This is a genomic window from Amycolatopsis sp. cmx-4-54, assembly GCF_046548895.1.
Classification (GTDB): domain Bacteria; phylum Actinomycetota; class Actinomycetes; order Mycobacteriales; family Pseudonocardiaceae; genus Amycolatopsis.
On sequence record NZ_JAEBEJ010000006.1, the window covers coordinates 368978 to 388309 of the forward strand.

Consider the following 19332-nt stretch of genomic DNA (forward strand, 5'->3'; position numbering starts at 1 on the left):
GCTGTGCGCATTCATTGGGGTTATCTGGGGAGACTCTGCGTGAGCAAGGGACCTGGCGCGAGATCGATCGCGCGTGCTGGGGTCGTCTACTTGGCCGCCGTGATGGCGTTGACCAGCATGATCACGACGCCCGCGGTGGCGGAGCCGTCGGCACCTGCCTCGACGGCACCGACGACGTCGGAAGTACCGAGCAGCTCTCCGTCGCCGACGCCCAGCGCGCCACTCGCCGAAAGCTCTTCGCCCGCGGTGCCGAGGCCGCGGGCCGAGCGGCCGGAGATCCAGGCGTCCATCGTCTTCGAAAAGAGCGAGTACCGGACCGACGAAACCGTCCGGTTCACCTTCAAGCTGACGAACATCGGCCGAATTCCCGCGGCCGGTCTTCGAGTCAACCACTTGCTCACCGTGCCGGGAGCGCTGTCGATCCCCTACGAACCAGGGTGGGGAGAGCTGGGGCGTGCGTCGGGAGTGAGCCTCGCACCGGAAAAGTCTCTCGAAGTGCCTGTCACCGGCCAGGTCGGCGATCTCGATCTGGGTAAAGCCGTCGTCCGAGGCTTCGTTTCCGACACGACCGGATTCGGCGTCGGCAACTTCGACGCCGAGGTCACCGTCACGAAGAGCACCGGACGGGTGACCGGTGTCGTGTTCGGTGACAAGAACAGCGACGGCGAGCTGGACGAGGGCGAGCGGCTGGCCGGTATCCCGCTCACCTTGCGGCACGCCATCAGCGCCAAGGAGTACCAGGCCACGAGCGGCCCCGACGGGAAGATCGACTTCGGCGACGTCCCGGCGGCGAGGTACTTTCTCAGCGGCGACGGGGTCAAGGGCTGGCTGTTCCCGTTCCGGATCGTTCAGGTCGGAGAGGGCACCAAGGACCTGTCCCTCCGCGGCGTGCGGCCGTTGAACGGCGAACTCAAGGCGTCGATGTCCTTCACCAAGGACGTCTACAAGGTCGGTGAACTCGCCCATGTCACCGTGACGCTGTCGAACTCCGGATCCCTTCCGCTGGTCGGAATCGTCGCCGGGTGCAACCGCGTCGGCATGGATTTCGGGCTGCAGAGCGACGGTCCCGGTTGGGGCGAGCTCTCCGGTCACGGAAACGGGGCGACCATCCTTCCCGGCCAGACCCGCGTTTTCGACGTGACCACGAAAATCCCGGACATCACGCTCAACTATGGCCGCGTCTCCGTCGTCTGTGACTTCGGCTATGCCGACGTCGGTCTCGACAGCAGCCCGGTCGCGATGGACGCCGCCGAGGTGCCGGGTGGGGTGGCGACCCTCGCCGGCCGGGTGATCCGGTCCACTGGTCCGAATGAGCCGGAGATGGGGCTGGCCGGCGTCAAGCTCGCGCTCACCTCCGACGGTGACTGCCCGACCGTCGCCGAGACGATGACCGACGGGGAGGGGCGCTTCAAGATCGACAATATCGTGACCGGGCCGAAGTACCGCCTGTTCTTCGCGCCGCCGTTGGGGTGGCGGATGAAGGACGAGAACCCGGCCCGGGTCTATGCCATCGGCCCGGCGGACGATCTTCACGAGCTGCGTTTCGTCGTCGAGGAGGGTCAGGAGCCACCGCTCACCATGCCGACCCGGCGTCACGGCTGCGACGCGTCCGGCACTTCCACGCCCGCGCCCGGTACGCCGGGCTCACCGGAGTCCGGTGGTGGATCGGGGCTGGCCCGCACTGGCGCCGACGTCCTCGGCCTCGGGGCCCTCGCCCTGGCCACCCTGATACTCGGCGCGGGCCTGATCTTCACCTCGCGCCGCCGCCTTCGCCAGGCCGACTGACCTGCGTTTAGCCCCCTAATCGCGATCTGTCACCTACCCGCGCCCGGCGGCACTTGCGTTTAGCGGGCTAAACGCGCTCCGCCCACACGCCGCCCCCCGGTCCGACCTGCGTTTAGCCCCCTAATCGTGATCCGGCGGCGAGAGCTCGGCCCACCGGAGAACCCGGTCGACGGCGCACTACGGCCGCGAGAGGACCTCGCCGGTGTGGGCGCGACGGGTCTGGCCAGCACCGGCGCCGACGTGATCTGGCTCGGCGCGCTCGCACTGGCGGCACTGGGGCTCGGGGCGGGCCTGGTGTTCGGCGCCCGTCGCCGGTTCACTGCCTGACGCTCGCATGATCCATTTCCCGGCCGGATCGCGTTTAGCCCGCTAAACGCGATCCGGTCGCGGGCTCCGGAGCGGTGTCGGCAGCAGCGCTCTGCTGCGTCGAGTTCCCCGGGAAATCGTAACGAATCCATAACGGCCATCTGAGTGCCGGAGGTGGGTTACTGGTCCGTTGTGACCTGCCGTAGTGCCGCCAGGTGGCCTAATTCCCAATGCTCGGAAAATCGCCACCCGTTCGGCCCAGCGTCTCATCCGCATCGTGGGAAATTCACCCTGCCGTGGCGTGTCCCATTCTTTGACCACGAGATTGACACTCCAACGGCTTCACATGAGTATTTCGCCCATGCAATCCCCAGTCGCCTTGGTGTGGCGCCGGCACGTTGACTTGCGGCAGCAAGCAAGCGCGCTGTGTATGAATTCCTGACCTATTCCGGGCTGGTCGCGTCGTAGTCGAATCGCGTATCCGAAACGGATGCGCCTGTTCCTCGCGCGCTGATGCTTTCCGCTGTGCCGCAACGGTTCCCTGCTGGAGCCGGCGGCTGATTGCTTTCCCTTCGATCCGTGCCGGTGACGCCTGCGCGAAAAGGGAGAGGTGTGCCAATTGTCTGGCGCTTCGGTAGCGAAAACAGGGAGAAAGAATGCTATCCAACTCGCCAAAGTGGCGAAAAGTGGTGATCGGCGCCTTGGCGGCGGCGCTCGCCGTGGGCACGGTGACCTATACCGGCTCCACGACGAGCGCTTACGCCGACGTCCAGGTCGTCAAGGACGCGAAGAAGGCGGCCGACGGCAAGGAGTACTGGGTCCAGAACCACCTGGTGTCCAAGGACGTCGCGGCGTCCCGGAGTGCGGACGGCAAGCGCAAGAAGTGGTTGCTGGTCTGGGCCGGTGACGAGAACATCGCCGACACCCTGGTCAAGGACGTCAAGAACCTGCCGGGTTCGCTCGGCGGCGGCCTGAACAAGATCAAGAACGCGTTGCCCGGTCCGGACTTCCTCGCCGTGATCGACGCGACGCAGGGGTCGCCGACGTACGGCAAGGTCGTCAACACCGCCACCGTCGGGCCGCTCGTCGAGAACGAGCCACACCACATGCAATACGTGTGGCACAAGGGAGACACGATCTACGCCGGCGCGCTGTTCGCCGCCGCGACGTACGCCTTCGACGTCTCCGCGTTGCCGCAACTGAAGCTCAAGGGCGTCAGCCTCCCGACCCAGACCCTCGGCGGCTCCGTGCCGGACGCGTACTGGGTGCTCAAGGACGGCACCGCTTACGGCACCTACATGGGCGGTCCGGTCGTGCCCGGCCCGCACACCTACGCCAACGGTTCCACCGTGGTGGGCAACGGTTTCGCCGGAAGCCCCGGCGAGGTCGTCCGCTTCGACCAGAACGCGCAGGTACTTTCCGAGTCCCCGGCGGCCACACCGCAGGGTGACAACAAGAAGCTGTGCGACAACCTCCCGCAACTGGACAAGCCGACCTGCGCCAACCCGCACGGCATCCAGGCCCGCGAGGACCTCAACACCCTGGTCACCAGCGACTACGCCGAGCCACGCAACATCATCCTCGACCCGGTGAAGCAGCCGTCGCCGTATCTGCGGCGGCCGACCGTCCGCACTTGGGACATCTCCGACCGCAACAAGCCGAAGCTCAAGGCGGTCTCGTACCTGCCGGACGGCCCGAGGGCCGATCCCGCGGATCCGCTGCACGCGGAAAGCCGCGCGGTCATGGAGACCACGGTGACCAATCTGCCCGGCCACAAGGGCGCGTTCGCCCAGACCATGCAGGGCGGCGCGGTGTTCTACACACCGGACATCACCGCCAAGGAACCGCACTGGATCCAGGTGTTCGACGACGGCGCCGCGAACAAGGCGATCCACCCGAACAACGACTCCAACGGCGGTGGCTCGAACGGTGGCTGGATCCAGACCAGCCCCGACGACAAGTACCTCTACCGCGCGATCACCGGCCGTCAGAAGGGCGCGCTCGGCCCGGACGACCCCGGCACCACCGGTGGCGTCTACGTCCTCGACATCCAGAAGCTTGTCGCCGCGGGCGACAAGATCGAGAACATCGAGGGCCGGATCGACACGAAGGAGAAGTCCCAGCAGGGCGGTGGCGGCGACCTGCCGACCGTCGTCGGCGCGGCGCCGATCAACCCGGGTACGCCCGGCGGCGGCCCGCACTGGGGCGCGTACGACAACTTCGTGCTCGGCGACGACGGCTACTACCACGAAACCGACAAGCCGCAGCACCTCGCGGTGTCGAACTACTTCGTCGCACGGTCCGGTTTGGACGGTGACCACAAGGTCAACCTGCTGAACCTCGGCGAGGACGGGAAGGTCGCGGTCGACCGGAACTTCCGGGACGAGTTCACCGGACAGGTCGGGATCAACTTCAACCGGAAGACCTGGCCGCACGGGTCCTTCGGCAACGCCAAACCGCACTCCGAACTGTTCGTCGTGGCGGACGCGGATCTCAAGTAACCCTGCTCGGCGCGGAAGGCCGTGGGTGGCGGGCACATCCCGTCGCCCACGGCTCCGCCGACCTGTTCGGAGAAGGTCCCATGGATCACCACGTCATACCGGCGAGCTCGGGTTCGGCCGGAGTCGGCATCGCCCTCGTCCTGCTCCGGCTCGGACTCCTGCTGGCGACCGCTTTCCTCGCGGGCACAGGGATCCTGCGCCCGCTGGTGGGTGAGCTGCCTCGACGGCTCCAGCTCACCATCGCCGTGCTCGGCGGGGTTTCCGCCGCGCTCGCCGCGGTTTCCGCCTTCGCGACCGACGTCAACGTCATCGCGTTGATCGTGCATCTCGTGCTCGCGCTGGCCATTCCGGTTCTGATCCGCAGGCCGTCGGCAGGCCGCTGGGCCGCTCTCGCGCTCGCCACGCTGGTGGTGCTTGAAACCTCGCTCGGGCGGACGGGTGTCGAATTCGCCATCGACACCGTCTACGTCGCGGCCGCGGCCTTGTGGTTCGGCGTCACCGTTCTCTCCGTCTGGGTTCCCGCCGATCAGTGGCGCCAGACGAACTTCCGGCTCGGCCCGCTTTCCCTGACGCTGGGCGGGCTTCTTGTCGTCGCCGGCGCGGTGCAGCTGTTCACCTCGGGGCTCGGGTTCGACCGCCGGATCTACGGCACGCTCTTCGGTGTCACGTTGCTGGTGACCGCTGTGCTGCCGATCGCGGCCGGTTTCTTCTTCTCCCGCAACGATTCCACACGTGCCTACCGATTCGGCGCGGTCGCCGTGGCCGTCGCCTTCGTTGCCTGGAGCGCCCTCGCGGCCATTCCCAAACCACCCGAGCTCCCGGTTCCCGGTGTCGCGCTGCTCGCTGACGCCTCCCTCGGTGAACAGCGATTTCCCGTACTCGTGAGTCCGCAGCGGCCCGGCAAGAACCTCGTCCATTTCCCCGCGAGCGCGGGAGAAGACCTGTCCGCCGGAATCGAAGGCGGCCTGATCGGCAAGGCCATCGTGCGACCCGGCGCCGAGGGCACCTGGGCCGAGGTCGACCTGCCGAAAGGCCGCAGCGACCTCGTCATCAGCCGCGGTGAGGAGAAGACGAAGATCGAGGTCGACGCGGGGGAGGAGCCGGGGCTCGCCATCGAGGACGCGGACGCACCCGAGTGTGCTTCGGCGGCGCTGGGCGGCCTTGTCGCCGCCCGCCGTGAAGTCCTCACCTCATGCCCGGCGGACGCGCTTTCGAGTGAGGACAGCGGTTCTCTCGTCAAGCTCGTCGAATTTCTCGCCGGGCGCCAGCCTTCCGCGCTCACTCTCGTCGAGGACAACTCGCCGCGCAGCGTGGCCGCCGCGAAGCTGGTCCGAGAGACCGCCGCGCGCTCCGGTCTGCCGGTGCAGACCGAGGCGGGGCCGAACACCGCGCTGGTCGTCGTGTCCGGTTGGGCGGGCGGTTACACGGCGATGACCCGCGCGGCCGAGTCCCAGCGGCTCAAGCCGACCCATCAATACGGCCTGTACCTGGCGCCCTGGCTTCTGAACGGGCCGATCGTCAACTCCGTCGCGAGTTCTTCGGTGCCACTGAGGTTCGACCCGCGCGAGCAGGTGGCCGTGAGTTTCGCGGTCGCCGCGGGCAACGCCTTCGGTGGCGAAAGTCCCACGCTCGGCGGCTTCCGGAGCTGGCTGGGCGACCAGTGGAGGTCGATCGACGGCGACGTCCAGATCTTCGCCGCGGCGCAGGTCAACGCCATGCCGATGTACCCGGGCGAACCGCACGCCGTCGGGATGATCGCCGACCGGAACTACGCGGGGCAATGGATCCCCGACGGCACGATCGTGCCGGTCAGCTCGGTACTGCGGTGACTGATCCGATTTCACCAAAAAAAAGGGAGAAGAGATGAAACGAATCGCGGCCCGTGTGCTGCTGCCGCTCGCCGTCGCGGGCGCGCTGTCCGGACTCGCCGGCGGGGTCGCCTCAGCCGACCCGCTGCCGGCCGGTGGCGGTGCCCCGGCGGTCTGGCTGATCCCCGGCCTCGACCTCGGCGGGCTGCTCGGACCGACCGTTCCCGTGCCCACCGACGTTCTCGCCCCGATCTACGGGCTCATCACGCCGATCTCATAAAACCGATACCAGCAAAGGGGAATCTCATGAAGAAGACCTTCGTCCGCGCGGTCACCGGCGCCGCGCTCGCCGGCCTCGTCGTGCTCGGCTCGGCCGCTCCGGCGCTCGCCGCACAGAACGCCCCGAACGATGTCGTGGTCGTCGACGAACCCGACACGAGCGACCTCGACAACATTTGGACGTTCGCGCCGCTCGGCGTCCCGGTGCTGGGCCTCGTCCAGTCGCTCAACGGCGTCCCCGGCCGGCTGCTGCCGTCCTGACTTCCGCGGCGGCGCGGCTCCCGGGCCGCGCCGCCGCCTTCGGTGAGGAGGACCGATGGCCGACAGACAGCTGATCGGGCGTATCGCCATCGCGGGGATCGTGGTGGCCGCGCTCGCGACCTGTGTGGTGCTGCTCAACGGCGGCGAGGAGCCGCAGGCCGAAACCGTGGCGGTGGTCGGCGAGCCGACCGGGGCCGTGCCGTCGCGGGGGCCGGACCGCACGATCACCCGGACGCTCAGCCAGGCGCAGCCGGTGTCGAACGACTGGCAGATCGCGTACGAGCTCGTCGGGACGGGGACCGCGACCGTGGTCTACGACTCGAATGGGCTGGGGCTCGTGCATCAGGAGCCGCAGGTGACGCTGCCGTGGCGCAAGGAGCTCACGTGGAAGAACACCGGCACCCCGCCGACCGTCCAGCTGATGGGGCAGGGCGAGGGCGCCGTCGAATGCCGGGTGGCCGTGGGCGGCGCCGTCGTCACCTCGGAGAAGTCGGCCCCCGGCGAGGTCGCCACCTGCACCGGCCGCCTCGCCCCCGTCTGACCTGCGTTTAGCCCCCTAATCGCGATCCGGCGCCAGCGAAAACCGGTGGCCAGGATGGGCAGAATGTAGTCATGACCTGGAGCTTCGAAATCACCCCCGTCGATCACCCGGACGCCGCTCAGCTGTTGCGCGAGTACCTCGACGAGATCGCGTCCCGCTACTACGGGCGCCAGGTCACCGAAGACGAGCTCGACGTCCTGCTCGATGAGCAGCACAGCCGGGACATGGTCGCGCCGACCGGTGCCTTCCTCCTCGCGTGGCGCGACGGGGTGCTCGCCGGCTGCGCCGGGCTCCGGGTGATGACGCCCGAGATCACCGAACTCAAACGCGTGTTCCTGCGGAAGCCCGAACGCGGCAAGGGCGGCGCGGCGCTGCTCGTGGCCGCCGCCGAAGACGTCGCCCGCGGCCTCGGGGCCACGCTGATCCGCCTCGACACCCGCGACGACCTCGTCGAGGCGAGGGCTCTGTACGCACGGCTCGGCTACGAGACGGTCGAGCCCTTCAACGACGAGCCCTACGCGAACCACTACTTTGCGAAGTCCCTGGCCCCGGCCGTGCCGGATCGCGTTTAGCCCGCTAAACGCGATTGAGGGGTACCTGGCCGGCGACGTCGGTCAGGTAGTCCAAGGTGCGCAAGAGCTGAGGGCCGCTCGGCAGCGACTTCGGCACCACCGCCACCGTCCGGCCGGACGTGTGGAACTCCTGGCACCGGCCCACGTTTGCCTGCAGCCATTCGCGGACCTCGGGACGCAGCACGAAGCCGGGATTCGAGCAGTCCACTTCGGATCCGCTGATCGAGAGCGTGCAGTCGGGCATGGCCGTCCCCACCTCGACGTGCACGACCGTCCGCAGCGAACCGGACTCCCGGGTGCCGTCCTGACGGAACCCGGCACCCGGCTGGTGGTACCGGTAGACGCCGAAGGGCACCCCGCGGTGCGTGCCCACCACGGCCTGGTCGATCGACTCGCCGGTCCGCCGCAACGGAGCGGGCGCCCGGCCCGTCGCGGCCTGCTCGTGCCGCCCGCCCGAGGGCCCGAGCCTGGCACCGCTGTAGAAGTCCCAGCCCCGTTCCTTGGCCAGCTTGGCCAGCCCGCGTTTCTTCGCCGCCCCGGCGGCGATCCACCAAGCGGCCAGCGCGAGCGGCAGCGCCACCGCGGCGATGGCGACGATCCATCCGGTCACGACTCAGAAGTCCAGGTTGTCGCTGGTCTCCTCGGTCGTCTGCTCGTCGTCACCCACGGAACCGTACTCGCCGGCCTTGATCCCGCCCGAGGTGTACGTGCCGACCTTCCCGGTGACGCCGGCCGCGACCTCGCCCTTCTCCCTGCCCGTCTCCGGCGTCTTCCAGCTGCCGTCCGGATTCGTGGCCTTGCCGAGCCCGACGGTGTTCAACGCGGCCTTCTTCGTGGCCGACGTCATCCGCTCACCGAACCCGTCCGCGAGCCTGCCGCCCATGGCGCCGTCCTTCGAGGCGAACTTGCCCCACGCGGACGAGCCCGGCCCGGCCGCCAGCTGCGCGGTGGTCTTGTTGTGGGCCATCAGGTCCTTGTAGTTGCCCTTCCACTTGCCGAAGAACTCCTTGAGCTTGCCGAGGAACTGCTTGATCTTGTCGAGCAGCTGGCGGAGCTTGTTCAGGAACTTCTGCACCTTCGACGTGGTGGAAACCGCGCGGGTGGCCGTCAGCCCGCCCGCCGTCGCCGTCGAGCCGCCACACGTCGGGACGGCCGCGGCCAGCGCGGGGATCCAGATCATGATCAGCCAGGTGATGAACTCGGTGAGGATCGCCTTGATGAACTCCTCGATCACCGTCATCACCATGCTGGAGATCTGCAGCAGCTGAGCGATGTCCCCGGCCTGCGCCGCGATCCCGTCGATGCCCTGCCCGAACTTCGCCAGCTTCTCGCCGGCCGCGTTCGCCGCGTCACCGTCCCATTGGGACAGTGAATTCACCGCGTTGTCGCTGAACTCCTTGCTGTACTTCTGCAGCCAGACACCGATGTTGTTGAAGTTGCCCGCCGCGTTCGACAACGCCGGACCGTCGCCGCTGACCATGTGGATGGCGTCCTGGATCGGCTGGCACACGTTCATCAGGAAGTTGAGCCCCTGGCCGACCAGCCAGCCGATCGGGTCGCTCGCGATGTCCGCGACGCCGGCACACGAGCTGATGAAGCCGGCCCCGCTGGCGGCGATGGTGCCGATGTCGCTCGCCTGAAAGCCGTCCGCGGTCGCGGTCTTGACCGTGTTGAAGGTGCTGACCCCGCTGCCGAGCGGACCGGGCAGCGACGTCAGCATCTTGTCCGTGCGGACGACGTCGGGGTTGTAGTCGTTGATCTTGATGCCGGTGTGCTCGCCGGTGATCTTCTGGTCGGCCACGATCGTGCCCCCTTGTTACTTGGCCGGTCCGATTTGCGGTGTCCGCGACTGCGCGGGCTGTTCGAGCAGCTTGAGGATCTCGTTGAGCGACTTGACGTTGTCCTCTTCGTTGCGTTCGTAGACGGTGGCGGCGTTGTCGAGCTTCTCCGACGCCGCGGTCAGCCCCGCCGACATCTCGATCAGCAGATCCTGCAGGTCGGTGAGCATCCCCGTGTATTCGTTCTTCACGAACAGGCCGACCACGCCCCAGGATTCGTCACCGACGTCGGACTGCTGCACCAGCCGCCCCACCTCGGCCGGGACCCGGACGTCCTGCGCGAGCTTGCCCGAGTAAGTGCGCAGAGCGCTGATGACAACCGCGTGTCCCTCGCCCATCAGTGACCCCTCCTCAAGCACCTTTCCGGTGCGGATCCTCGTGATCGGCCCCTTGGACCCGGTGGCGCCGCCCCCGGTTCCCCGGACCTTCGAATCGCGTTTAGCCCGCTAAAGGCGATCGGCGCCGGATTCAGCGGTCGTCCTCGTCGAACAGGTTCTTCAGGAAACGGTCGCCGTCGGAGGCGACGGCCGGCGGCGGGGACGGCTGCTGCTGCGGTTCCGCTTCGGACCGCAGGACCGTCCGCTCGGAGTAGTCGTCGGGCTGCTCGGCCCGTCCCCGCGCGGGCGCGTCCTCCGCCATCTGCGCCTTCAGGTCCTCGACCGTGGTCCCGAACAGCTCGGCCTGGGTCTCCAGCACCTGGTCGACGAGGTGGAGGTCGTCGCCCATGTGCTCTTCGACGATGGTGGCCTGCTTGCGGGCCGATTCGGCCACGGCCTGCTGGATGGTCGACATCAGGGCGGCCGAGAGACCCTCGGGACGCTGGCGCAAGGCCTCCTCGGTGAATCGGACGTCCATGATGGCACCGCCGGGGCCCGCCACCACGGTCACCGAACGGTCGGGCGATGTCGCCGTCGCCTCGAGCCTGCTCAGCTCGTCCTGCATCCCGCCGATGTTCGCCAAGCGATCGTCGACGTTCTGAAGCTTGGATTGGAATTTGTCGAATTCCGCGACCAGCTGTTCGAACTCGGCCGACATGGAACCTCCCGTGCCTTGCGTGTGACCGGTGTCATCGTGACCTATTCACCGGTTCGACGCGACGTGGTCGGTCCCGGATCCACCCAGGCCCACCCCTTTGTGAACGGACGTCGCCCAGGGCTTCACGGCCAGGTCGGATCGCGTTTAGCCCGCTGAACGCGATCCGGGCGAGTGTCCCAGTGTCCAGGTCGGCCGTCCTGATCGGGCTCTGGGAGACCGTTCGGTTCCGGTGTGCATTCCGGATCCATCCGGCTCATCCGGCAGGGGAATAGGTAGCGTGGTCCGCCGAGCAGGGCGGTATCAGTACGAAACGAGGGGAGGCGTCGTGGACGCCGAGCAGAAGGAAAGCAGCGAGGAACCCAGGCGGGGGAGTCACGCGGCGCCGGAGGGGGCTCCCGTGCATCCGCTGATCGATCTCTCCAGGGACCCGCACCCCGGCCGGGCGGACCACGCCAAGCCCGACGAGGAATGAAGGCCGGGCGCGGAATGAAACGCCCCGAAACGCCGTTCCATCAGGGTCGCCGCGGCGTGACGCCCGGCACGATATAGTTATCGACCCCCCGATTTGGCCGGTCCGGAAGTGGCCGGGTATCTTTGGAGACCGTGCCCGGCAGGCGTCGGGCCGTCCCGTGTGCCGTGCGGCATGGACGGGGTGCTCAGGCATCCGGTCCGAAGGCTTCGCCCACGCGGGATCCGACGGAAAATCCCTACGGGAAGTTACCGGTCGCAAGACCGTGACGCGGGCCGACACGCCCGACCGCGGGGGCCGGAGACAGACACGTAGTAGCAAGATCGCGAACAGAAAGCTGGTCCATTGCCCACGATCCAGCAGCTGGTCCGTAAGGGCCGCCAGGACAAGGCTGCCAAGCAGAAGACCGCGGCCCTCAAGGGGAGCCCGCAGCGGCGTGGCGTGTGCACTCGCGTGTACACCACAACCCCCAAGAAGCCGAACTCGGCGCTTCGCAAGGTCGCTCGTGTGAAGCTGACCAGCGGCATCGAGGTCACCGCCTACATTCCCGGTGAAGGCCACAACCTGCAGGAGCACTCGATGGTGCTCGTGCGCGGTGGTCGTGTGAAGGACCTGCCGGGTGTCCGTTACAAGATCATCCGCGGTTCCCTCGACACCCAGGGTGTCAAGAACCGTAAGCAGGCGCGCAGCCGGTATGGCGCGAAGAAGGAGAAGAGCTAATGCCCCGCAAGGGTCCGGCCCCGAAGCGGCCGCTGATCTCTGACCCCGTCTACGCATCCCCGCTGGTCACCCAGCTGGTGAACAAGGTGCTGAAGGACGGCAAGCGGTCCCTGGCCGAGCGCATCGTCTACGGCGCTCTCGAAGGCGCTCGCGAGAAGACCGGCACCGACCCGGTCGTCACGCTGAAGCGCGCCCTCGACAACGTGAAGCCCACCATCGAGGTGAAGAGCCGCCGCGTCGGTGGTGCCACCTACCAGGTGCCGATCGAGGTCAAGCCGGGTCGCTCCACCACTCTCGCGCTCCGCTGGCTGGTGTCCTTTTCCGCGGCCCGCCGCGAGAAGACCATGATCGAGCGCCTGCAGAACGAGCTCCTCGACGCGAGCAACGGCCTCGGCGCCAGCGTGAAGCGGCGCGAGGACACGCACAAGATGGCCGAGTCCAACAAGGCCTTCGCGCACTACCGCTGGTAATCAGTCCGGTGCCGCCGCCCGTCCTTCGGGTCAAAGCCTTGCCGGGCCCCAATTTTGAGACAGGGGAACACTCTCGTGGCACGTGAAGTGCTGACCGACCTGAACCAGGTCCGCAACATCGGCATCATGGCCCACATCGACGCCGGTAAGACCACCACCACCGAGCGGATCCTGTTCTACACCGGGGTCAACTACAAGATCGGTGAAGTCCACGATGGCGCCGCCACCATGGACTGGATGGAGGAGGAGCAGAAGCGGGGTATCACCATCACCTCGGCTGCCACCACCACGTTCTGGGCCGATCACCAGATCAACATCATCGACACCCCGGGTCACGTCGACTTCACCGTCGAGGTGGAGCGTTCGCTGCGCGTGCTCGATGGTGCCGTCGCCGTCTTCGACGGCAAGGAAGGTGTCGAGCCGCAGTCCGAGCAGGTCTGGCGTCAGGCGGACAAGTACGAGGTTCCTCGTATCTGCTTCGTCAACAAGATGGACAAGCTCGGCGCGGACTTCTACTTCACCGTCCGCACCATCGAGGAGCGCCTCGGCGCCCGCCCGCTGGTCATCCAGCTGCCGATCGGCGCCGAGAACGAGTTCGAAGGCGTCGTCGACCTGGTCCGCATGAAGGCGCTGACCTGGCGCGGCGAGGTCCAGAAGGGCGAGGACTACGCCGTCGAGGAGATCCCGGCCGAGCTCGCCGACAAGGCGGCCGAGTACCGGGAGAAGCTGGTCGAGGCCATCGCCGAGACCGACGACTCCCTGATGGAGAAGTTCCTCGAGGGCGAGGAGCCGACGGAGGCCGAGCTGAAGGCCGGTATCCGCAAGCTCACCGTCAGCCGCGAGGCGTACCCGGTGCTCACCGGTTCCGCGTTCAAGAACAAGGGCGTGCAGCCCATGCTCGACGCGGTCATCGACTACCTGCCGTCGCCGCTGGACGTCCCCGCCGTCGAGGGCACGCTGCCCGACGGCGAGACCGTCGTGTCGCGCAAGCCGTCGACCGAGGAGCCCTTCTCCGCTCTGGCGTTCAAGATCGCCGCGCACCCGTTCTTCGGCAAGCTGACCTACATCCGGGTGTACTCGGGCAAGGTCTCCTCCGGCGCGCAGCTGATCAACGCCACCAAGGAGCGCAAGGAGCGCATCGGGAAGCTCTTCCAGATGCACTCCAACAAGGAGAACCCGGTGGACGAGGCCCAGGCGGGCCACATCTACGCGGTCATCGGCCTGAAGGACACCACCACCGGTGACACCCTCGCCGACCCGCAGAACCCGGTCGTCCTCGAGTCGATGACGTTCCCGGCGCCGGTCATCCGCGTCGCGATCGAGCCCAAGACCAAGGCCGACCAGGAGAAGCTGTCCCTGGCGATCCAGAAGCTGGCCGAAGAGGACCCGACGTTCCAGGTCAACCTGGACGAGGACACCGGCCAGACGATCATCGCCGGTATGGGCGAGCTGCACCTCGAGGTGCTGGTCAACCGCATGAAGTCCGACTACAAGGTCGAGGCGAACATCGGTAAGCCGCAGGTCGCCTACCGCGAGACGGTGCGCAAGACGGTCGAGAAGCTCGACTACGTGCACAAGAAGCAGACCGGTGGTTCCGGTCAGTTCGCGAAGGTCATCGTCAAGCTCGAGCCTCTCGAGTCCACCGACGGTGCCCTCTACGAGTTCTCCAACAAGGTCACCGGTGGCCGCGTGCCGCGGGAGTACATCCCGTCGGTCGACGCGGGCGCACAGGACGCCATGCAGTACGGCGTGCTGGCCGGCTACCCGCTCGTCGGGTTGAAGTTCACCTTGTTGGACGGCGCGTACCACGAGGTCGACTCTTCGGAAATGGCCTTCAAGATCGCCGGCTCCATGGCGATGAAGGAAGCCGCGAAGAAGGCCGGTCCGGTCATCCTCGAGCCGCTGATGGCCGTCGAGGTCACCACGCCCGAGGACTACATGGGCGATGTGATCGGCGACCTCAACTCCCGCCGTGGCCAGATCCAGGCCATGGAGGAGCGCGCCGGTACCCGTGTCGTCAAGGCACTGGTCCCGCTGTCGGAGATGTTCGGTTACGTCGGCGACCTGCGTTCGCGTACGCAGGGACGTGCCAACTACTCCATGGTGTTCGACTCCTACGCCGAGGTTCCCGCGAACGTCGCGAAGGAAATCATCGCGAAGGCGACGGGGGAGTAGTTCCCGTCCGCTCGCGGGCATAAGGAACACTCCTGAACGTCCGCAGCATCCGTCAAGAAACGAATCCCCGTCCGACAGCCACGTTGGCCGGTGAGTAAGCAAAACAGTCCAGGAGGACATTCCAGTGGCGAAGGCGAAATTCGAGCGGACCAAGCCGCACGTCAACATCGGGACCATCGGTCACGTCGACCACGGTAAGACCACTCTGACCGCGGCGATCACCAAGGTTCTGCACGACAAGTACCCCGAGCTGAACACGGCGTCGGCGTTCGACCAGATCGACAACGCGCCGGAAGAGAAGCAGCGCGGCATCACGATCAACATCTCGCACGTCGAGTACCAGACCGAGAAGCGTCACTACGCTCACGTGGACGCCCCCGGTCACGCGGACTACATCAAGAACATGATCACCGGTGCGGCGCAGATGGACGGCGCGATCCTCGTGGTCGCGGCGACCGACGGCCCGATGCCGCAGACCCGTGAGCACGTGCTGCTCGCGAAGCAGGTCGGCGTGCCCTACATCGTGGTCGCGCTGAACAAGGCCGACATGGTCGACGACGAGGAGATCCTGGAGCTCGTCGAGCTCGAGGTCCGCGAGCTGCTGTCTTCCCAGGACTTCCCTGGTGACGACGCTCCGGTCGTCAAGGTCTCCGGCCTGAAGGCCCTCGAGGGCGACGCCAAGTGGGGCGAGAGCGTTCTCGAGCTCATGGCGGCCGTCGACGAGAACGTGCCCGACCCGGTGCGCGAGCTCGACAAGCCGTTCCTGATGCCGATCGAAGACGTCTTCACGATCACCGGTCGTGGCACGGTCGTGACCGGCCGTATCGAGCGTGGCCGCGTCAACGTGAACGAAGAGGTCGAGATCGTCGGCATCAAGGAGAAGTCGACCAAGACCACCGTCACCGGTGTCGAGATGTTCCGCAAGCTGCTCGACCAGGGTGAGGCCGGCGACAACGTCGGTCTGCTGGTCCGCGGCATCAAGCGCGAAGACGTCGAGCGCGGCCAGGTCGTCGTGAAGCCGGGCACCACCACCCCGCACACGGAGTTCGAGGGCTCGGTCTACATCCTGTCGAAGGACGAGGGTGGCCGTCACACCCCGTTCTTCAACAACTACCGCCCGCAGTTCTACTTCCGTACCACGGACGTGACCGGCGTCGTCACCCTCAAGGAGGGTGTCGAGATGGTCATGCCGGGCGACAACACGGACATCAGCGTCGTGCTGATCCAGCCGGTCGCCATGGACGAGGGTCTGCGTTTCGCCATCCGTGAGGGTGGACGGACCGTCGGCGCCGGCCAGGTCACCAAGATCAACAAGTGATTCAACGCCACCCGGGGGTCTGATACACCCCCGGGTTCAAGGCGTCAAATCACGTGTGCGACACTATTCAGGTTGCTCGTCCCGGGGCGGCCGAACTCGTACTTCCTTCGGAAGACAGGTTCCGGCCGCCCTGGTATGAGCGGCCACGGTCCGCGGAGCACTTCCTTCGGGTGAGGCTAGCGGGCAAGGGCGTTTGAGACGGCGATTCAGCATTTCCGCCGGCTCGATGCCTCCTCACGTTGAGGAAGACCAGGCAAGACGAAGATCCCGCGGGATCCGTCTGTGCGTCGGGCACGACACGCCCGACCGCGTGGACCGGGGACAGGGCCGTTGAACTGGGAAAACCTCAGTCAGACTGAGGTTTGAAAAGACAAAAGCGGCACGAGACGACAAGGAACGAGCAGCCACCATGGCGGGACAGAAGATCCGCATCCGGCTCAAGGCCTACGACCACGAGGCGATCGACACCTCGGCGCGCAAGATCGTCGAGACGGTCACGCGCACCGGCGCCCGTGTTGTCGGGCCGGTGCCGCTGCCCACCGAGAAGAACGTTTACTGCGTCATCCGCTCGCCGCACAAGTACAAGGACTCGCGCGAGCACTTCGAGATGCGCACGCACAAGCGTCTGATCGACATCCTCGACCCGACGCCGAAGACGGTCGACGCGCTCATGCGCATCGACCTGCCGGCGAGCGTCGACGTCAACATCCAGTAGCAGCGGCTGGCGAGCGGCGGAGAGTAAGAGACTCATGTCTGACAGGCAAATGAAGGGCATTCTGGGCACCAAGCTCGGCATGACCCAGGTCTTCGACGAGAACAACCGGGTCGTCCCGGTGACCGTCGTCCAGGCCGGGCCGAACGTGGTCACCCAGGTTCGGACCCAGGAAACCGACGGCTACAAGGCCGTGCAGCTGGCTTTCGGCGCGGTCGACCCGCGCCGGGTGAACAAGCCGCGCACCGGCCACTTCGACAAGGCGAGCGTGACCCCGCGTCGTTACCTTGCGGAGCTGCGTACCACCGACGCCGAGACCTACGAGGTCGGCCAGGAGATCACCGCCGAGGTGTTCGAGGCCGGTATCGAGGTCGACGTGACCGGTACCAGCAAAGGCAAGGGCTACGCCGGTGTCATGAAGCGTCACGGCTTCAAGGGCCAGGGCGCGAGCCACGGTGCCCAGGCCGTGCACCGCAAGCCCGGCTCGATCGGTGGCTGCGCCACCCCGGGCCGCGTCTTCAAGGGCCTGCGCATGGCGGGCCGGATGGGCAACGACCGGGTCACCACGCAGAACCTGACCGTGCACGCGGTGCGTGCCGAGGACGGCCTGCTGCTGATCAAGGGCGCCGTGCCCGGTCCCAAGGGCGGCCTGCTGTTCGTTCGCAGCGCCGCGAAGGGTGGTAACTGAACATGACCAGCGTCGAGCTGAAGACCCCGGCCGGTAAAGCCGACGGCACGGTCGAGCTCCCCTCGGAGATCTTCGACGTGCAGGCCAACGTGCCCCTCATGCACCAGGTCGTGGTGGGCCAGCTGGCCGCCGCGCGCCAGGGCACGCATGACACCAAGACCCGCGGTGAAGTCCGCGGTGGTGGCAAGAAGCCGTACCGCCAGAAGGGCACCGGCCGCGCCCGCCAGGGTTCGACCCGGGCGCCGCAGTTCACCGGTGGTGGCGTCGTCCACGGCCCCACGCCGCGTGACTACACCCAGCGCACCCCGAAGAAGATGAAGGCCGCCGCCCTGCGTGGCGCCCTCTCCGACCGGGCCCGCGCCGGACAGCTGCACGTCGTCACCGAACTGGTGACCGGCGAGAAGCCGTCCACCAAATCCGCCAAGGCCGCCATCGCCGCGGTGACCCAGGCCAAGCGCGTTCTCGTGGTGCTGCACCGCGACGACGAGCTGAGCTGGAACTCGCTGCGGAACCTGGCCGAGGTCCACATCATCACGCCCGACCAGCTCAACACCTACGACGTGTTGGTCAACGACGACGTGGTGTTCACCAAGGCCGCTTACGACGTGTTCGTCGCCGGTCCCGTTCGGGGCAAGGGCGTCAAGGCCTCGGCGCGGTCGAGCGAGGTTTCGGAAGGGAGTGACGAGCAGTGAGTGCTATCGCCATCGCCGATCCTCGCGACATCTTGCTCGCGCCGGTGATCTCCGAGAAGTCCTACGGACTGCTCGAAGACCACAAGTACACGTTCGTGGTTCGCCCGGACGCCAACAAGACCCAGATCAAGATCGCGGTCGAGAAGGTGTTCGGCGTCAAGGTGGTCAGTGTCAACACCCTCAACCGCCAGGGCAAGCGTAAGCGGACTCGCGCCGGCTTCGGCAAGCGCAAGGACACCAAGCGCGCCATCGTGACTCTTTCGGCTGAGAGCAAGCCGATCGAGATCTTCGGCGGACCCACCGCGTAAAGGACTGAGCTGACACATGGGCATCCGCAAGTACAAGCCGACGACCCCGGGTCGTCGCGGTTCCAGCGTCTCCGACTTCGCCGAGATCACTCGGTCCACCCCGGAGAAGTCGCTGCTGCGTCCGCTGAGCAAGTCCGGCGGCCGTAACTCCAGCGGCAAGATCACCACCCGCCACAAGGGTGGTGGCCACAAGCGTGCGTACCGGCTGATCGACTTCCGCCGGAACGACAAGGACGGCGTTCCCGCCAAGGTCGCGCACATCGAGTACGACCCCAACCGGTCCGCTCGTATCGCGCTCCTGCACTACGCCGACGGCGAGAAGCGCTACATCATCGCCCCGGAGAAGCTCAAGCAGGGTGACACGGTCGAGAACGGCCCCCGCGCCGACATCAAGCCGGGTAACAACCTGCCGCTGCGCAACATCCCGGTCGGCACCGTGATCCACGCGATCGAGCTCCGCCCCGGTGGCGGCGCGAAGATGGCGCGGTCCGCCGGTGCCAAGGTGCAGCTGGTGGCGAAGGACGGGCCTTACGCCCAGCTTCGTCTCCCCTCGGGCGAGATCCGGAACGTCGATGTGCGCAACCGCGCCACCATCGGCGAGGTCGGCAACTCCGAGCACTCCAACATCAACTGGGGCAAGGCGGGCCGTAACCGCTGGCGCGGCAAGCGTCCCACCGTCCGTGGTGTCGTCATGAACCCGGTCGACCACCCGCACGGTGGTGGTGAGGGTAAGACCTCCGGTGGTCGCCACCCGGTGAACCCGAACGGAAAGCCCGAAGGCCGCACCCGCCGCCGCAAGGCCTCCGACGCCATGATCGTCCGCCGCCGGCGTACCGGCAAGAAGCGCTGAGCAG

The 19332-nt window shown here is 67.0% G+C and carries 23 protein-coding genes; 18 read left to right on the forward strand and 5 right to left on the reverse strand.

The genetic code is table 11. The features are described 5' to 3' along the window. Positions 1–86: 86 nt before the first annotated feature. Positions 87–356: a hypothetical protein gene (locus tag ACLJQ7_RS22310; protein WP_410650122.1), complete on the reverse strand. Its 270-nt coding sequence runs from the start codon at positions 354–356 to the stop codon at positions 87–89. A 139-nt stretch (positions 357–495) separates the two neighbouring features. Between ACLJQ7_RS22310 and ACLJQ7_RS22315 the strand changes: the two genes are divergently transcribed. From ACLJQ7_RS22315 to ACLJQ7_RS22350, 8 genes are all read left to right on the forward strand, one after another. Continuing rightward, positions 496–1785, forward strand: coding sequence for a hypothetical protein (locus tag ACLJQ7_RS22315; RefSeq protein ID WP_410650123.1), 1290 nt, complete (start codon positions 496–498; stop codon positions 1783–1785). A 126-nt stretch (positions 1786–1911) separates the two neighbouring features. Beyond that, positions 1912–2112: an LPXTG cell wall anchor domain-containing protein gene (locus ACLJQ7_RS22320; RefSeq protein ID WP_410650124.1), complete on the forward strand. Its 201-nt coding sequence runs from the start codon at positions 1912–1914 to the stop codon at positions 2110–2112. 635 nt (positions 2113–2747) lie between these two features. Further along, on the forward strand, positions 2748–4592 hold the full coding sequence (locus ACLJQ7_RS22325; RefSeq protein ID WP_410650125.1) for a hypothetical protein: 1845 nt from the start codon (positions 2748–2750) through the stop codon (positions 4590–4592). Between the two features lie 80 nt (positions 4593–4672). Then, positions 4673–6421, forward strand: coding sequence for a hypothetical protein (locus ACLJQ7_RS22330; protein ID WP_410650126.1), 1749 nt, complete (start codon positions 4673–4675; stop codon positions 6419–6421). A gap of 34 nt (positions 6422–6455) precedes the next feature. Further along, a complete protein-coding gene (locus ACLJQ7_RS22335; protein ID WP_410650127.1) occupies positions 6456–6680 on the forward strand; it encodes a hypothetical protein in 225 nt (74 codons plus the stop codon). A 26-nt stretch (positions 6681–6706) separates the two neighbouring features. Then, positions 6707–6940: a hypothetical protein gene (locus ACLJQ7_RS22340; protein ID WP_410650128.1), complete on the forward strand. Its 234-nt coding sequence runs from the start codon at positions 6707–6709 to the stop codon at positions 6938–6940. A 55-nt stretch (positions 6941–6995) separates the two neighbouring features. Beyond that, a complete protein-coding gene (locus tag ACLJQ7_RS22345; RefSeq protein WP_410650129.1) occupies positions 6996–7481 on the forward strand; it encodes a hypothetical protein in 486 nt (161 codons plus the stop codon). A 71-nt stretch (positions 7482–7552) separates the two neighbouring features. Further along, the gene (locus tag ACLJQ7_RS22350) at positions 7553–8053 is read left to right on the forward strand and encodes a GNAT family N-acetyltransferase (protein WP_410650130.1); all 501 of its coding nucleotides are present in this window, start codon (positions 7553–7555) and stop codon (positions 8051–8053) included. Positions 8054–8057: 4 nt separating this feature from the next. Here the strand turns inward: ACLJQ7_RS22350 and ACLJQ7_RS22355 are convergent, their stop codons facing one another. The 4 genes from ACLJQ7_RS22355 to ACLJQ7_RS22370 form a co-directional block, all read right to left on the reverse strand. Further along, the gene (locus ACLJQ7_RS22355; protein ID WP_410650131.1) at positions 8058–8663 is read right to left on the reverse strand and encodes a hypothetical protein; all 606 of its coding nucleotides are present in this window, start codon (positions 8661–8663) and stop codon (positions 8058–8060) included. Between the two features lie 3 nt (positions 8664–8666). Further along, positions 8667–9854 carry a hypothetical protein gene (locus ACLJQ7_RS22360; RefSeq protein ID WP_410650132.1) on the reverse strand — a complete coding sequence of 396 codons (1188 nt, stop codon included), beginning with the start codon at positions 9852–9854 and terminating at the stop codon, positions 8667–8669. 15 nt (positions 9855–9869) lie between these two features. Further along, positions 9870–10229, reverse strand: a complete 360-nt coding sequence (locus ACLJQ7_RS22365) for a hypothetical protein (RefSeq protein ID WP_410650133.1) — start codon at positions 10227–10229, stop codon at positions 9870–9872. Between the two features lie 130 nt (positions 10230–10359). After that, positions 10360–10926 (reverse strand): YbaB/EbfC family nucleoid-associated protein, encoded by a 567-nt coding sequence (locus tag ACLJQ7_RS22370; protein WP_410650134.1) that lies wholly within the window; start codon positions 10924–10926, stop codon positions 10360–10362. A gap of 325 nt (positions 10927–11251) precedes the next feature. Here ACLJQ7_RS22370 and ACLJQ7_RS22375 point away from each other — a divergent pair, with 325 nt between their 5' ends. The 10 genes from ACLJQ7_RS22375 to rplB all read left to right on the forward strand — a co-directional run bounded on the left by ACLJQ7_RS22375 (position 11252) and on the right by rplB (position 19328). Next, positions 11252–11398 (forward strand): hypothetical protein, encoded by a 147-nt coding sequence (locus ACLJQ7_RS22375; RefSeq protein WP_091597937.1) that lies wholly within the window; start codon positions 11252–11254, stop codon positions 11396–11398. 342 nt (positions 11399–11740) lie between these two features. Next, positions 11741–12115: a 30S ribosomal protein S12 gene (rpsL, locus tag ACLJQ7_RS22380; protein ID WP_003102113.1), complete on the forward strand. Its 375-nt coding sequence runs from the start codon at positions 11741–11743 to the stop codon at positions 12113–12115. Continuing rightward, a complete protein-coding gene (gene rpsG / locus ACLJQ7_RS22385; RefSeq protein ID WP_005166770.1) occupies positions 12115–12585 on the forward strand; it encodes a 30S ribosomal protein S7 in 471 nt (156 codons plus the stop codon). Before rpsL ends, rpsG begins: the two co-directional genes overlap by 1 nt. Positions 12586–12660: 75 nt before the next feature. Continuing rightward, entirely contained in the window at positions 12661–14760 is a 2100-nt protein-coding gene (gene fusA, locus ACLJQ7_RS22390) for an elongation factor G (protein ID WP_410650135.1), read from the forward strand. A gap of 124 nt (positions 14761–14884) precedes the next feature. Then, positions 14885–16078 (forward strand): elongation factor Tu, encoded by a 1194-nt coding sequence (gene tuf, locus ACLJQ7_RS22395; RefSeq protein WP_005166772.1) that lies wholly within the window; start codon positions 14885–14887, stop codon positions 16076–16078. A 409-nt stretch (positions 16079–16487) separates the two neighbouring features. After that, positions 16488–16793, forward strand: a complete 306-nt coding sequence (gene rpsJ / locus ACLJQ7_RS22400) for a 30S ribosomal protein S10 (RefSeq protein WP_003102098.1) — start codon at positions 16488–16490, stop codon at positions 16791–16793. A gap of 34 nt (positions 16794–16827) precedes the next feature. Then, entirely contained in the window at positions 16828–17478 is a 651-nt protein-coding gene (rplC, locus tag ACLJQ7_RS22405) for a 50S ribosomal protein L3 (RefSeq protein WP_410650136.1), read from the forward strand. A 2-nt stretch (positions 17479–17480) separates the two neighbouring features. After that, positions 17481–18170 (forward strand): 50S ribosomal protein L4, encoded by a 690-nt coding sequence (rplD, locus tag ACLJQ7_RS22410; protein WP_410650137.1) that lies wholly within the window; start codon positions 17481–17483, stop codon positions 18168–18170. Next, entirely contained in the window at positions 18167–18478 is a 312-nt protein-coding gene (gene rplW, locus ACLJQ7_RS22415; protein WP_378238597.1) for a 50S ribosomal protein L23, read from the forward strand. The genes rplD and rplW overlap by 4 nt, the downstream gene beginning before the upstream one ends. Positions 18479–18494: 16 nt before the next feature. Then, a complete protein-coding gene (gene rplB, locus ACLJQ7_RS22420; RefSeq protein WP_005166779.1) occupies positions 18495–19328 on the forward strand; it encodes a 50S ribosomal protein L2 in 834 nt (277 codons plus the stop codon). Positions 19329–19332 lie beyond the last annotated feature (4 nt).

Bases quoted from the DNA above. Each gene is read 5' to 3' on its own strand.
- ACLJQ7_RS22345 (WP_410650129.1), top strand. From the start codon at position 6,996: ATGGCCGACAGACAGCTGATCGGGCGTATCGCCATCGCGGGGATCGTG.
- ACLJQ7_RS22325 (WP_410650125.1), top strand. From the start codon at position 2,748: ATGCTATCCAACTCGCCAAAGTGGCGAAAAGTGGTGATCGGCGCCTTG.
- ACLJQ7_RS22335 (WP_410650127.1), top strand. From the start codon at position 6,456: ATGAAACGAATCGCGGCCCGTGTGCTGCTGCCGCTCGCCGTCGCGGGC.
- rplD (WP_410650137.1), top strand. From the start codon at position 17,481: ATGACCAGCGTCGAGCTGAAGACCCCGGCCGGTAAAGCCGACGGCACG.
- rpsG (WP_005166770.1), top strand. From the start codon at position 12,115: ATGCCCCGCAAGGGTCCGGCCCCGAAGCGGCCGCTGATCTCTGACCCC.
- ACLJQ7_RS22340 (WP_410650128.1), top strand. From the start codon at position 6,707: ATGAAGAAGACCTTCGTCCGCGCGGTCACCGGCGCCGCGCTCGCCGGC.
- rplC (WP_410650136.1), top strand. From the start codon at position 16,828: ATGTCTGACAGGCAAATGAAGGGCATTCTGGGCACCAAGCTCGGCATG.
- ACLJQ7_RS22370 (WP_410650134.1), bottom strand. From the start codon at position 10,926: ATGTCGGCCGAGTTCGAACAGCTGGTCGCGGAATTCGACAAATTCCAA.
- ACLJQ7_RS22365 (WP_410650133.1), bottom strand. From the start codon at position 10,229: ATGGGCGAGGGACACGCGGTTGTCATCAGCGCTCTGCGCACTTACTCG.
- rplB (WP_005166779.1), top strand. From the start codon at position 18,495: ATGGGCATCCGCAAGTACAAGCCGACGACCCCGGGTCGTCGCGGTTCC.
- ACLJQ7_RS22350 (WP_410650130.1), top strand. From the start codon at position 7,553: ATGACCTGGAGCTTCGAAATCACCCCCGTCGATCACCCGGACGCCGCT.
- ACLJQ7_RS22310 (WP_410650122.1), bottom strand. From the start codon at position 356: ATGTTCGTCAGCTTGAAGGTGAACCGGACGGTTTCGTCGGTCCGGTAC.
- ACLJQ7_RS22330 (WP_410650126.1), top strand. From the start codon at position 4,673: ATGGATCACCACGTCATACCGGCGAGCTCGGGTTCGGCCGGAGTCGGC.
- rpsJ (WP_003102098.1), top strand. From the start codon at position 16,488: ATGGCGGGACAGAAGATCCGCATCCGGCTCAAGGCCTACGACCACGAG.